Source organism: Sediminicoccus sp. KRV36 (assembly GCF_023243115.1).
In the GTDB taxonomy this organism is placed as follows: domain Bacteria; phylum Pseudomonadota; class Alphaproteobacteria; order Acetobacterales; family Acetobacteraceae; genus Roseococcus.
The window spans coordinates 2474948-2487652 of the sequence record NZ_CP085081.1 but is presented as its reverse complement, the minus strand read 5'-3'; the positions used below and the strand labels follow the sequence as shown (position 1 = coordinate 2487652).

Sequence of the window (12705 nt, the reverse complement as noted above, 5' to 3'; positions counted from 1 at the left end):
AATCCTTGGGCAAGCCCAAATCTCTGCGCGCATCACAGGGCCTCCAGGATGATGTTGCCCTGCGCGTCCACCAGGGCCGCGAAGCCCGGCGGAATGCAACTCGTTGTATCCTCCTGCGCCACCACGCAGGGACCGGCGAAGCGATGCCCGAAGCCCAGCGCCTCCCGCCGATAAAGCGGCACCTCATGCCAGCCGCCATCAAAGAAACAGCGCAGGTGCTGGGTCACTTGCGGCGCGCCAGGCGCGGCTTCCGGCAGGTGGCGCAGCACAGGCTTGGGCGATGGGCCGGACATGACGAGGCGCAGATTTACGATCTGCGCCGGCGCCGCGCGGTCGCAGAAATCATAGATGCCCTCATGCGCGCGGTGAAACGCCTCGGCCATCTCGGCCATGGCAGCGGCTTCGATCCAGGCCGGCTCAAGCGGAACTTCGATTTCATAGGATTGGCCGCGATAGCGCATATCCGCGAACCAGGCGGGTGCGGCTTCGCCCTTGAAGCCCTGCTCCTCGCGCAGCCAGCGCAAAGCCTGGACGGAGAGCCCCTGCCCCGCCTTGCGCAGTGCCGCCGCATCTGCTGCCTCGGCGGTGATGAAAAGCGTGCGGATGAAGTCATTCTTCACATCGGCGACGAGGCCACCCAGCGCACTCACCACGCCAGGCCGCGCGGGGATCAGCACTCGCCGCATGCCCAGTTCCCGCGCCAGGAAGCCCCCCAGCATCGGCCCCGCACCCCCGAAGGTGAGCAGCGCGAAATCGCGCGGATCAATGCCGTAGCGCGCCACCATCTTGTTCACCTCGGCGAACATGCCGGAGATGGCGATGCGGATGATCGCCTCGGCGGTTTCTTCGAGGCCCAGGCCAATGCGGGTGGCCAGTTCGCCGATCACTTCGCGCGCCAACGCCACATCCGGCCGAAAGGCGCCATAGGCCAGGTCATGCTGGCCGAGGAAGCCACAGACGGCGAAGGCATCGGTGATGGTGGCGCGCGTGCCACCATGGCCATAGCAGGCCGGCCCCGGCGAGGAGCCGGCACTCTCCGGCCCCACCTTCAGCACGCCAAACCCATCCACCCAGGCGATGGAGCCACCGCCATCACCGATGGAGGAGACGGCGACAGAGGGAATATACAGCGGCAGATCGCCAATTTTCTCGCCCAGGCCGAATTGCGGCTGGCCCGCGATGATCAGCGCCACATCCGCACTGGTCCCGCCGATATCGAGGGTGATGGCCTCCGTCACTCCCGCCTCGCGCGCCACGAAGGCGGCACCCATCACGCCGGAGGCCGTGCCCGAGAGCACCATGCCCACGCAGGCGCGCTTGCCCAATTCGGCCGCCATGATGCCGCCATTGGACTTGGTCACCAGCGGCTGCGCGGTCACACCACGCCCGGCCAGGCCCGCGATCAACCTGTCCAGGTAATCGCGGATCTTCGGGTGGACATAGCCGTTGATCAGGGCCGTGGTGGTGCGCTCATATTCGCGGATCACCGGCCAGACCTCGCTGGAGCAAAAGACGAACAGCTCCGGCGCATGCGCTTCGATCAGCGCCACGACCGCGGCTTCATGCGCTGGGTTGCGATAGGCGTTGAGCAGGGCCACCACCACGCCCTCCACGCCCTTGGCGCGCAGCTTCGCGATGGCGGCCAGCACCGAGGCCTCGTCCAGCGCCAGCTCCACACTGCCATCGGAGAGCACGCGTTCGCGGATGCCAAAGACGCAATCGCGCGAGACCAGCGGCGCGCCCCGCCGGGAGAACAGCGAATACGCCTCCGGCATGCGCAGCCGTGCCAGTTCCACCACATCCTCGAAGCGCTCGGTGGTGATCAGGCCAAGGCGCGCCCCCTTGCGCTGGATGACGGTGTTGATGCCGACCGTGGTGCCATGCACGAAGCGCGTGATCTGGGCCGGCAGCACGCCATGGCGCTGTTCCAGCAGATCCAGCCCGCGCAGCAATTCGGCGCCGGGCGTCTCGGGCGTGGTCAGCACCTTCAGGCTGGTCATGTCCTGCGTGGCTTCATCCCAGACGCAGAAGTCGATGAAGGTTCCGCCGATATCCACGCCCACGCGATATCCCACACCCTCAGCCCTGGCGCTTGATGAGCTCGGGGTACATCACCTTGTCGCCATGGCTGCCCATCTTCGCCAGATCCTCATCCGAGATATATTCCGGCGTCTTGCCGTTCAGCGCGCACAGCGTCTCGACGATGATGTTGCGCTTCACTTCGCTCACCAGCACGCAGGTGCGGTGATAGGCTTCCGAGAGCGTGCGCCCCAGCACGGTGAAGCCGTGGCGGCGCATGATGATGCAGTTCGTGTCCTGGATGAAGGTCTTGATGGGCGCCACATCCTCCTCGACATTGATGCTTGCCGGCAAATAATGCGCGGGCTTCTGCATGAGGAAGCCGTAGGTCAGGCTGAAGGAGCGGAACTCCTCATAGCCTGCCGCCAGGAAGGCGATGGTCTCGTCGTGATGCAGATGGATCACGCAATTCACATCCGCGCGCAGCCGCAGGATTTCGCGGTTCATCTGGTGGCCGACGGTGGTGGCGCGTTCGCCCGCCAGGATGCGGCCATGGGGGATATCGGTGATGACCAGGTCCTCGACCTCGACCTCCTCCAGGCTCACACCTTGCGGCTTGGCGTAGCAGATGCCCTGCTCGTAATCCGCATGCGGCACGCGGATCACCATGCCGCCCACGCTGCTGTTCACCAGGCCACGCGCAGCCAGGCGATGCGCGTATTTCACATAATCGCCAGCCACCTTGGGGTCGAAGCTGACGCGCGGATCGGGCGTCAGCTCATTCACGCGGTATTGTGGGGTAATGCCGTCCATGCTGGGCGTTCCTCTCTTATTCGGGGCGGATATCGAGGCGTTGCGCGAGGGCGCGCCAGCGCGCGGAATCCGCAGCGATACTGGCCGCAAATTCCGCCGGGCTGGACATGATGGGCTCGATATCGGAGGCGCGCATCTCGGCGCGCCCCGCATCCGTCAGGAAATGGGCTGCCAATGCCTGCCGCATCCGGGCTGCCATCACCGGCGGCAAACCCGCGGGCGCCACCAGGCCATACCAGAACACCGCATCGAAGCCGGCCACGCCGAGGCTTGCGAAGCTCGGCACATCGGGCAGCAGATTGGAGCGCTGCGTCACGGCAAAGGCCTTCAGGCTGCCATCGCGCACCAGTGCCGCGGAAGCCGGCGGATTATCCAGCAGGACGCCCACCGTGCCGTTCAGCAGATCAGGATACACCTGCGCGGACCCGCGATACGGCACATGATGCATCTGCAGGCCGGTCAGCAGCTCGAATTGCCGCGTCAGCAGGTAGCCCAGCGTCGTCACTCCCACCGAGGCAAAGCTCACCTGCCCCGGCCGCGCCCGGGCGTCGGCCAGGAATTCCGCCAGGTCCCGCGCGGCCACCGCGCGCCCGGCCACCAGCACATAGGGCGTGGTGCCAAGCATGGTGATGGCCGTGAAGGCGGTGACGGGATCATAGGGGACATCGCGTTGCAGGACGGTCGCCACGGGATGCGTGCTCGTGGTCGCGACGCCGATCGTGTAGCCATCGGGTGCCGCGCGCGCCACGGCGGCGCTGCCGATGGTGCCGCCGGCCCCCGGCCGGTTCTCGATGACGATGGGCACGCCCAGCGCCTCGCCCAGGCGCCGCGTGGCGAGCCGCGCGGCGAGGTCGGTGCCGCCGCCCGGCGGAAAGGGCACGATGCAGCGGATGGGGCGCGTGGGCCAGGCCTCTTCACCCCGTGCCAAGGAAGCCAATGCGGGCGTGGCCAGCGAACCCAGGAGGAGAAGGCGGCGCTTCAAGCTCATCACACGGTCGCTCCGAGAGACCGAGTGAGGCTAGGCCCGACCATGCTGCCAGAACAAGCGGCTTCAATTCGCCGTGGCGCCGGCGGCGCGCACGATGGGACCCCATTTTGCCTCTTCCGCGCGCATGAAGGCGTTGTATTCGGCCGGGGCCAGCGGCCAGGGATCGGCGCCGAAATCGCGCAGCCGCTGCACCACGGCCGGGTCCGCCAGGGCACGCAGCACGGCGGCACTCAGCTTTTCCACAATGGGACGCGCCGTGGCCGTCGGCGCCACCAGCCCATACCAGGAGGCCACGTCAAAATCGGCGATCCCCGCTTCCTGCATGGTCGGCAGGTCGGGCAGCTGGGACCAGCGGGTGGCGGAACTCACGGCCAGGGCCTTCAGCATGCCGGCCCTGACCTGCTGGATCGAGGCGGGCGCATTATCAATGGCGAACAGGATCTCGCCGCTCAGCACCGCCTGCATGTTGGGCGCGGTGCCGCGATAGGGGATATGCGTCAGCTCCACGCCGATCCTCTGCCCGAACATCACGCCGCTCAAATGCGAGGACGTGCCGACTCCGGCCGAGCCGAACGTCCCCGCGCGCGGATTGGCGCGGATGAACGCCACAAGATCCGCCACGGACTGGAAGCCGCGCGAAGGCAGCGTGATCATGCAATTCGGCATGGAAGCGATCCGCGCAACACCAGTCAGGTCCCGGTTCGGCTCGAATCCCGCGCGGCGGTGCAAATGCGGGCCGATGCCGTTGCTGGCGATGTGGTTGATGAAGAAGTTGTAGCCATCCGGCGTGGCCTGGGCCGCGATTTCGGCGGCCAGCATGCCGCCGGCCCCAGGCCGGTTGTCCAGCCAGAAGCCATGCACCAGGCTCTCGCGCAGGCTGGGCTCCAGGATGCGCATGAAGATGTCGCTCGCACCGCCCGCGGCACCTCCCACCAGGACACGCCAGGGCTTTTCCGGCCAATGCGCGGCGGGGTTCGGCTGCGCGGCTGCGGCGACGGCAAAAGCGGGACTCGCGGCCAACAGAGAGCGGCGGCTCAGAAGCGTCATTGTGTTTCCTCCCATTTCTGGGATGGAGCGTGCAGTCGGCCCGGGCTGAAAAGCAAGGAAGCTGCGACAGACACGACACAAGCGCCCCCGTGGCGGGATCATCCTGCGACACAAGCCGCGCAATCTCCTCTCACGCCGCCGGAATGCCCCGGCCGGCCCAGGGGAAGACATCATGGCTCGCTCATCCGATACCAGGACCCACCTCGTAACCGGCGCCACCGGCCTCGTCGGCGGCGCATTGATCCTGGAGCTGCTCGACAACACGCAGGACCAAGTCGTCGCGCTGGTCCGCCCCTCCAAGACCGAGGATGCGCAGGCCCGCCTCATCGCCTCCCTGCGCGAGGCCGTGGCTACTTACGGCCGCGATCCCGCCACCGTCGCCTTCGAGCGCGTGCGCGGCATCGCGGGGGATCTGACGCAGCCCTGCTGCGGTGTCGCCGAACCACCCGAATTGCGTGCCGATGTGATGTGGCACAGCGCCGCCTCGCTGCGTTACGAGGACCGCTACGAGGAGCAGATCATGCAGACCAATGTCTGCGGCACGCGCCACGCGATTGAGCTTGCGCTGCGCAGCGGCGTCAAGGTCTTCAACGCTGTCAGCACGGCCTATGTCTCCGGCGCGCGTGAGGGCCAGCTGATGGAAATCCCGCGCGATGGCAGCGCCACGCAGAATCACTATGAGACCAGCAAGGTGGCGGCCGAAGCGATGCTGCGCGAATGCAGCGCCTTCGACGTCCGCGTCTTCCGGCCCAGCATCGTGGTGGGACATTCGCAGACGCTGGGCGTCACCACCTTCTCCGGCCTCTACAGCTTCACTCGTAAGATGATGCAGTATCGCGGCGTGCTGGAGCGTGTGCAGAAGGGCCTCTCCCGGGAGCGCCGCATTCGCCTGCGCGCCGATGCGCATACGCCGCTGGACCTGATCCCGGTGGATGCCGTGGCCGCCCAGGCCGTGCATATCGGCCTGAAGGGCAATGCCTCGGGCATTTATCACCTCACCCAGCAGGACCCGCCCAGCGTCGGCGATACGCTGACCGCCATCGCCACCGAGATCGGCTTCCAGGAGCCGGAATTCGTGGACGCGGATGCCAAGCTCGACTGGCTGGATGGCGAATTCGACAAGGGCATCGGCTTCTACGGCAACTACATCCGCACGCGCCGCGTCTTTGATCGCAGCCGCACGGACCGCGCCCTGGGCAACCGCACCGACCTCAAGCGCCGCCTGCCGCCGGTGCGCAACCTGGTCGCCTGGTACGCCAAATCGCTGGAGCAGCGCCGCCTTGGCATGCCGGTGTCCCGGTGAGCGCGCCCGCCACCCTGCCGCCGGTCTTCATCCTCGGCACCGGGCGCTGCGGCTCCACGCTGCTGTCGCAGTTCCTGGCGATGCACCCTGACATTCTCAGCCTTTCGGAGCTTTGGGTCTTCATGACCGACCTTGGCGGCCGCATCGCCGAGAGCTTTCCGGAGGCGGAGATTGACGGCCCGGCTCTCTGGCAGCTGCTGGCGGGCATCTATCCCCGGCAGACGCTGATGCTACGTGAGGATGTGATGATGGAGGAGGCGCTGTATCGCCCCGGTCCCGGGCGCCGCTTCACCAAGGAAAGCGGCATCCCGGCCATCGCCGCCACCACGCTGCCGCACCTCTCGACCAATCCAGATGCGCTGTTCGACCGCCTGGCAAGCCTCGCGGCCGATCTGCCGGCGGCCCCCTTCGGCGTCACCTTCACCGCGCTGTTCGACCGGCTGCGCGATGCGATGGGGGCGCGGCTCTGGGTGGAGCGCTCGGGCGGCTCCCTGCGCATCGCCCGCCGCCTGCGGGAGGCCTTTCCCACCGCGCGCTTCGTGCACATCCTGCGCGACGGCCGCGATACGGCCCTTTCGATCAGCCGGCACCACGGCTTCCGGATGGTGCTGGCCGCCGCGCAGATGACCGAGATCCTTGGCGTTGATCCCTATGAGAGCGCGGATCGCGGGGATGAGGCGGATCTGCCCGACGCGCTGCTGCCCTACCTGCCCGAGCGCTTCGACGCCGAGTTCTTCCGCGCGGATGCGACGCCCCTGCCGCTCTGCGGGCTCTACTGGTCCGGCGAGGTCCGCAGCGGGCTGGCGGAGTTGGCCGGCCTCGGCCCCGATCAGTTGCTGACGCTGCGCTATGAGGAGATCCTGGAACAGCCGGTGGCCGCGCTGGATCGCTTCTTTCGCTTCATCATGAAGGGGGATCACGGCCTCGACCTCGAAGCCTGTGCCGCGATGATCCGCCGCCCGCGCGCGGATTGGCGCAGCCTGCCCGAAGCCGAGGCCGCTGCCCTGGAGAAGGCCTGCGCCGCCGGCTTCGCCGCCCTGGCCGATGCAAGGCCCGAGCGGGAGCAGGCCGCGTGATCCGCGCGATCTTCATCTTTTGGGCGCTGCTTGCCCTGCTGATCGCCCCGGCCTTCGCCTGAAAGCTGCAATTGGAACGCCAGGGCGATGTCCTCGCCCGCGCGCGCCGACTCGGCGTCCCGGCCGCCGCAGCGGGGCTTGCGCCGGGGCCGCGGCCATGCGCCAAATCGCCGGCGGGCCACATCCGGGCTGGCCTTTCATGGCAAGGGCGCGCAATCCTGCGGCGCCATGCGCTGGCGCGAGGTTGACGCGCGCCGCACCTCCTCCCTATACAGCGCGCACCGCCGGGCTGGGCCTTCCAGCGCCGGCTCATCCTTTTTGACTTGAGATTCTCAGGAGCCTGCCGTGAAGCGCACCTATCAGCCCTCCAAGCTCGTCCGGAAGCGCCGGCATGGTTTCCGCGCCCGCCTCGCCACCGTGGGTGGCCGCAAGATCCTGGCCAATCGCCGCTCCAAGGGCCGCGCCAAGCTCTCCGCCTGAATTCCATTGTCCCGCGGCGCGGAAGGGAGGACCAGCCATGCTCGGTCGCCTCAAGCGCCGCGCGGAATTCGTTCGTGCTGCGAAGGCGGGCCGCAAGGCGGCGCGTGATGCGCTGGTGTTGCAGGCCTTGCCGCGAGATGACGCGGAAACGCGGCTGGGCTTCACCGCCACCAAGAAAATCGGCAATGCCGTGGCCCGCAATCGCGCCAAGCGGCGCCTGCGCGCCGCCGCGCGCCTGCATCTGGCGGCCGCTCCCGCCCCTGGGTTTGACCTGGTGCTGATCGCCCGCGACGCGACGGGCCATTGCGCCTTCCCGACACTGCTGGCGGATCTTGAGGCCGCCTTGCGCAAGGCCGGCGTGCCCCGGCCACCGGTCCATCCATGAAGCCCGTCGCGGCCCTGCTCAAGGGCGCTGTCATCACTTATCAATGGACGCTGCGGCCCATCCTGGGCTGCAACTGCCGCTTCTACCCCACCTGCTCCAGCTTTGCCGTGGAAGCGCTGTCCGAACATGGCGCGCTGCGCGGCAGCTTTCTTTCCGCCCGGCGCATCCTGCGCTGCAACCCTTGGCATCCGGGCGGCTATGACCCGGTTCCGCCATCCCTGAATCGGCTCCCCCTTCAGCGTTTGGCCTCCCGCGGCCAGACCAGCCCAGAGACCTGATCGAGACCCATGGACCAGAAGCGCCTCCTTGCCGCGATCGCCCTTTCCATCGGCATTCTGCTGACCTTCGAGGTCTGGAATCGTTCGCAGAACCCGGCCCCCGTGGTCGCCACCGCGCCAGCCAGCACGGCCGAGGTGCCGCTGCCTGCAACACCGAGCGCGCCCGGTGTGGCCCCCACGCCCGGCGCCAGCGCCGCCGCCCCGGCCGTGATCGCGACACCCGGCACGCCCGCGCAGATGGTTGCTGTCGAAAATCCGCGCGTGCAGGGCCGCATCTCGGCCCGCGGGCTCACGCTGGAATCGCTGATTCTGCGCGATTACCGCGAGACCATCGAGCGCAATTCGCCGCTGGTCACGCTGCTCGCCCCGCGCGGCCGGCCGGAGGGCTATTTCGCGCAGTGGGGCTGGACCTCGGCCGATAACCGCACCCGCGTGCCAGATAATGACACGGACTGGACCGTCACCGGCGGGCCACTGACCGCGACCACACCCGTCACCTTCACCTGGGATAATGGCCAGGGGCAGGTCTTCGAGGCCGTGGTCAGCCTTGATCCCAATTACATGTTCCATGTGCAGCAGCGCATCCGCAACACCAGCGCCGAACCGGTCCAGGTGCTGCCCTGGGCGCGCATCCGGCGCGAGCGCACACCAGCCACGGCCGGCTTCTTCATCCTGCATGAGGGCTTCATCGCCGTGCAGGATGGCCGCCTGACCGAAATCACCTACAGCGACGGCAAGAAGGAACAGACCGGTGCGCGCCGCGCGCTGGGCTCCGCCTGGGACAATGAGGCGGCCGAGGGTTGGGCCGGCCTCTCCGACAAATACTGGCTGACGGCCCTGACTCGCGCCGATGACGGCACGCGCCTGCGCTCGGCCTTCCGCCACATCCAGGACGGCACGGTGGACCGCTGGCAGGTGGATGTGGCCCCCCCCGCCCCGGTGACGATCGCGCCCGGCGCCACGGACACGCTGGCCACGCGGCTTTTCGCGGGCGCCAAGGAAGTCCGGCTGCTGGATGACTACGCGACGCGGCTGCGCATCCAGGACCTCGACAAGGCGATTGACTTCGGCTGGTTCTATTTCATCACCAAGCCCTTCTTCTACGGGCTGGATTGGCTGTTCCTGCTGACCGGCAATATGGGCCTGGCCATCCTGATCTTCACGCTCGCTCTGAAGATCGCCTTCTTCCCGCTGGCCAACAAAGCCTACAAGAGCATGAGCCGGATGCGCATCCTGGGTCCCAAGATGACCGAGATCCGCGAGCGCTACAAAGAAGAGCCGCAAAAGATGCAGAGCGAGATGATGGCGCTCTACAAGACGGAAAAAATCAATCCGGCCTCGGGTTGCCTGCCCATCCTGATTCAGATCCCGGTCTTCTTCGCGCTCTACAAGGTGCTCTTTGTCACCATCGAGATGCGGCATGCGCCCTTCTTTGGCTGGATCCGAGACCTCTCGGCGCCGGACCCGACCAATGTGTTCAACCTGTTCGGCCTGATCCCCTTCGACCCGCCGAGCTTCCTGCATCTGCCGGCCTGGGCGCTTGCCATGGGCCTGACCATGTTCTTCCAGCAGAAGCTGAACCCGCAGCCACCCGACCCGATCCAGGCGAAGATCTTCCAGTGGATGCCGGTGATCTTCACCTTCATGCTGGCAAGCTTCCCGGCCGGCCTGGTGATCTACTGGACGTGGAACAACCTGCTCTCCATCGGCCAGCAATGGTATATCATGCGGCTGGATGCGAAGGCGCAGGCCGCCAAGCCGCCCAGCCAGGGTGGCCAGGGTGGGGGCGGGGGCGGCGCGGCTGTCGCCGTGAAGAAATGAGCCTCCCCTCCGGCGGCCTTCTGGAGGCGCGGGATGAGGAGGAGCGCGCGGCCCTGATCGAGGCGGGCCGCCTGCTCTTTGCCCGCCCCTGTACCTTCTTCACCGCGGCCCAGGGCCTCGATCACCTGCCGCCCCCCGATGGGATCGAGGTGGCGCTGGCCGGGCGTTCCAATGTGGGCAAATCCTCCCTGATGAATGCGCTGACCGGGCAGAAGGCGCTGGCCCGCGTCTCGGTCACACCCGGGCGCACCAAGCAGTTGAACTTCTTCAAGCTGGATGAGGGGCAACTCACCCTCGTGGACATGCCTGGCTATGGCTATGCCAAGGCCTCCAAGCTGGTGAAGGAAGACTGGCAGGGCCTGATGTTCGACTATCTGCGTGGCCGGCCCAATCTGCGCCGCGTGCTGCTGCTGATGGACAGCCGCATCGAGACCAAGGCCTCCGACACCGCCGTGATGGATCTGCTGGACCGTGCCGCCGTGCCCTTCCAGCTTGTTCTGACCAAGAGCGATGATGTGAAGCCGGCCCAGCTCAAGGCCCGCCAGGCGGAAGTCCAGGCCCTGGCGCGCAAGCACCCCGCCGGCCACCCGCTGATCCTGACAACGAGCAGCGAGACGGGCGCCGGCATGGAGGATATCCGGGCCGAGTTGGCCGCACTCGCGGGTTAGCGGCGTCAGGCGATCCCGCCGCCCCTTCCCCGCCAGCCCTGCGTCATATCCTGCAGCACGCCCAGCGCGCCCGAATTGAACTGCCTCGGCAACAGGCAGGCTTTCAGTGCCATCTCGGCCGCGATCAATTCCTTGTAGAGGGCCGAGCCAGGATCGGCCGCTGCCGTGGCGCGCCCGTCATCATTGGCGCCTGGCGCACCCGCCACATGCGCCAGCTCATGCACCATGGTCGCCGCGAGCTTGATGTCGCTGACCAGCGAGAATTCACTGACCACGATCTGGGCGAAGCTGGTCTGGTAGCTGGCGCTGATCATCTCGGCTTGCAATGCCGGCATCGTCTCGCCCACGGCCGGCACTGGGCCGACCCGGCTGACCGGCTTCCAGAAGTAGAAAACGATGCTCCATCCCAGCAGATCGCTCAGCGACAGGTTCTTGCCGAGGGTTGAGAAATAGGTGTTGCACGGCCGGGACGCCGCGCATTTGCCGCCGACATACGCGGCAGCGGCATTGAAGCGGGCCAGCACATCCACGACCGCCGCGGTGGTATAGCCGCCGACCAGGGCGGAAGGCGTGAGGGTTCTCGGAAAGGGCGCCATGTTGAAGGTGACGCCCCCTGACACGCGCGACAGCCGCTCGGGGCTGCGGCTCATTTGCGGGCCAGCAACACCGGCAACACTCCAAAGCGGCGGCAAGGCATTGGTGTTCGGCATGGCGGGGCGGCCTCCTGCCTGGGTCGGAGCAAGGCGTGGCGGGTGCGGCCCGCCGGGTGCAGCATATCAGGACGTGCATGCCGCGAGTCAATTCTCTTTGCGGTTGCAGTCGGTCCCGGGTCAGCCTGGATATCGCAGCCCCGCCCCGCCTTGACGCAACGCAGCATGCGCCCGATAGCCTGCGGAAATCTCCGAGGACCTGCCCCATGGATGACGCCATCGCGCAAATGCAGACGCTGATCGGCGCCCTGCCCTACCTCAAGCGCTATGATGACCAGATCGTCGTCGTGAAATATGGCGGGCACGCGATGGGCGAGGAGGAGACCGCGCTGCGCTTCGGGCGCGATATCGCACTGCTGGAACAGGTCGGTGTGAACCCGGTGGTGGTGCATGGCGGCGGGCCGCAGATCAACGCCATGCTCGCGCGCCTTGGCGTGCAATCCACCTTCGTGCAGGGCCTGCGCGTCACCGACCAGCAGATGGTCGAGGTGGTGGAGATGGTTCTCTGCGGCACGGTGAACAAGCAGGTGGCGGAATCCATCACTCGCGCCGGCGCCCTGGCCGTGGGCATCTCCGGCAAGGATGGCGGGCTTATCACTGCCCGCAAGGCCACCCGCACGGTCAAGGACCCCGGCTCCAACATCGAACAGGTGCTGGATCTCGGCCTGGTGGGCGAGCCCGAGAGCGTGGATACCCGCGTGCTGCAATTGCTGATCGGCGCCGATATCGTGCCCGTCATCGCGCCGGTGGGCGTGGGCCGGGATGGGCAGACCTACAACATCAATGCCGACACCGTCTCGGGCGCCGTCGCGGGCGCGCTGGCGGCCGAGCGCATGCTGATGCTGACCGATGTGCCGGGCGTGCTGGATGCCAACAAGAAATTCATCCCCGAAATGACGGTGGCGGAGGCCCGTGCGGGCATCGCGGCCGGCTGGATCGCGGGCGGCATGATCCCCAAGGTCGAAACCTGCATCTATGCCATCGAGCGCGGCGTGAAGGGCGCTGTCATCCTGGATGGCCGCGTACCGCATGCGGTGCTGCGGGAATTGTTTACGGATGGCGGCGCGGGCACTCTGATCAAGCCCTGAAAACCCGCAGGCTGCATAACCGGAAGCTG

General features: G+C 67.2%; 13 protein-coding genes. 8 read left to right on the top strand and 5 right to left on the bottom strand.

Features of this window, described 5'->3' with window-relative positions; translation table 11 throughout:
* Positions 1-32: 32 nt before the first annotated feature.
* The 4 genes from LHU95_RS11595 to LHU95_RS11580 form a co-directional block, all read right to left on the bottom strand.
* Entirely contained in the window at positions 33-2057 is a 2025-nt protein-coding gene (locus LHU95_RS11595) for a hydantoinase/oxoprolinase family protein (RefSeq protein ID WP_248707115.1), read from the bottom strand.
* A gap of 22 nt (positions 2058-2079) precedes the next feature.
* Entirely contained in the window at positions 2080-2832 is a 753-nt protein-coding gene (locus tag LHU95_RS11590; protein WP_248707114.1) for a class II aldolase/adducin family protein, read from the bottom strand.
* 16 nt (positions 2833-2848) lie between these two features.
* Positions 2849-3820 carry a tripartite tricarboxylate transporter substrate binding protein gene (locus LHU95_RS11585; RefSeq protein ID WP_248707113.1) on the bottom strand — a complete coding sequence of 324 codons (972 nt, stop codon included), beginning with the start codon at positions 3818-3820 and terminating at the stop codon, positions 2849-2851.
* Between the two features lie 63 nt (positions 3821-3883).
* Positions 3884-4867, bottom strand: a complete 984-nt coding sequence (locus tag LHU95_RS11580) for a tripartite tricarboxylate transporter substrate binding protein (RefSeq protein ID WP_248707112.1) — start codon at positions 4865-4867, stop codon at positions 3884-3886.
* A gap of 172 nt (positions 4868-5039) precedes the next feature.
* Between LHU95_RS11580 and LHU95_RS11575 the strand changes: the two genes are divergently transcribed.
* The 7 genes from LHU95_RS11575 to yihA all read left to right on the top strand — a co-directional run bounded on the left by LHU95_RS11575 (position 5040) and on the right by yihA (position 10878).
* Positions 5040-6170 (top strand): SDR family oxidoreductase, encoded by a 1131-nt coding sequence (locus LHU95_RS11575; RefSeq protein ID WP_248707111.1) that lies wholly within the window; start codon positions 5040-5042, stop codon positions 6168-6170.
* On the top strand, positions 6167-7246 hold the full coding sequence (locus LHU95_RS11570) for a sulfotransferase (RefSeq protein WP_248707110.1): 1080 nt from the start codon (positions 6167-6169) through the stop codon (positions 7244-7246). Before LHU95_RS11575 ends, LHU95_RS11570 begins: the two co-directional genes overlap by 4 nt.
* 345 nt (positions 7247-7591) lie before the next feature.
* Positions 7592-7726 (top strand): 50S ribosomal protein L34, encoded by a 135-nt coding sequence (gene rpmH / locus LHU95_RS11565; protein WP_248707109.1) that lies wholly within the window; start codon positions 7592-7594, stop codon positions 7724-7726.
* Positions 7727-7763: 37 nt separating this feature from the next.
* Positions 7764-8111, top strand: a complete 348-nt coding sequence (gene rnpA, locus LHU95_RS11560) for a ribonuclease P protein component (protein WP_248707108.1) — start codon at positions 7764-7766, stop codon at positions 8109-8111.
* Complete coding sequence (yidD, locus tag LHU95_RS11555) at positions 8108-8389, top strand: membrane protein insertion efficiency factor YidD (RefSeq protein WP_248707107.1); 282 nt, start codon at positions 8108-8110, stop codon at positions 8387-8389. The genes rnpA and yidD overlap by 4 nt, the downstream gene beginning before the upstream one ends.
* A gap of 9 nt (positions 8390-8398) precedes the next feature.
* On the top strand, positions 8399-10210 hold the full coding sequence (yidC, locus tag LHU95_RS11550) for a membrane protein insertase YidC (protein ID WP_248707106.1): 1812 nt from the start codon (positions 8399-8401) through the stop codon (positions 10208-10210).
* Positions 10207-10878: a ribosome biogenesis GTP-binding protein YihA/YsxC gene (yihA, locus tag LHU95_RS11545; protein ID WP_248707105.1), complete on the top strand. Its 672-nt coding sequence runs from the start codon at positions 10207-10209 to the stop codon at positions 10876-10878. The genes yidC and yihA overlap by 4 nt, the downstream gene beginning before the upstream one ends.
* A gap of 5 nt (positions 10879-10883) precedes the next feature.
* Here yihA and LHU95_RS11540 read toward each other — a convergent pair whose 3' ends face one another.
* Positions 10884-11588: a hypothetical protein gene (locus tag LHU95_RS11540; RefSeq protein ID WP_248707104.1), complete on the bottom strand. Its 705-nt coding sequence runs from the start codon at positions 11586-11588 to the stop codon at positions 10884-10886.
* Between the two features lie 206 nt (positions 11589-11794).
* Between LHU95_RS11540 and argB the strand changes: the two genes are divergently transcribed.
* On the top strand, positions 11795-12676 hold the full coding sequence (gene argB, locus LHU95_RS11535; protein WP_248707103.1) for an acetylglutamate kinase: 882 nt from the start codon (positions 11795-11797) through the stop codon (positions 12674-12676).
* Positions 12677-12705: the final 29 nt, after the last annotated feature.

Excerpts from the sequence above, each read along its gene's own strand:
- LHU95_RS11590 (WP_248707114.1), bottom strand. The coding sequence starts at position 2,832 with ATGGACGGCATTACCCCACAATACCGCGTGAATGAGCTGACGCCCGAT.
- rnpA (WP_248707108.1), top strand. The coding sequence starts at position 7,764 with ATGCTCGGTCGCCTCAAGCGCCGCGCGGAATTCGTTCGTGCTGCGAAG.
- yidC (WP_248707106.1), top strand. The coding sequence starts at position 8,399 with ATGGACCAGAAGCGCCTCCTTGCCGCGATCGCCCTTTCCATCGGCATT.
- yihA (WP_248707105.1), top strand. The coding sequence starts at position 10,207 with ATGAGCCTCCCCTCCGGCGGCCTTCTGGAGGCGCGGGATGAGGAGGAG.
- yidD (WP_248707107.1), top strand. The coding sequence starts at position 8,108 with ATGAAGCCCGTCGCGGCCCTGCTCAAGGGCGCTGTCATCACTTATCAA.
- LHU95_RS11540 (WP_248707104.1), bottom strand. The coding sequence starts at position 11,588 with ATGCCGAACACCAATGCCTTGCCGCCGCTTTGGAGTGTTGCCGGTGTT.
- LHU95_RS11575 (WP_248707111.1), top strand. The coding sequence starts at position 5,040 with ATGGCTCGCTCATCCGATACCAGGACCCACCTCGTAACCGGCGCCACC.
- LHU95_RS11580 (WP_248707112.1), bottom strand. The coding sequence starts at position 4,867 with ATGACGCTTCTGAGCCGCCGCTCTCTGTTGGCCGCGAGTCCCGCTTTT.
- LHU95_RS11585 (WP_248707113.1), bottom strand. The coding sequence starts at position 3,820 with ATGAGCTTGAAGCGCCGCCTTCTCCTCCTGGGTTCGCTGGCCACGCCC.
- argB (WP_248707103.1), top strand. The coding sequence starts at position 11,795 with ATGGATGACGCCATCGCGCAAATGCAGACGCTGATCGGCGCCCTGCCC.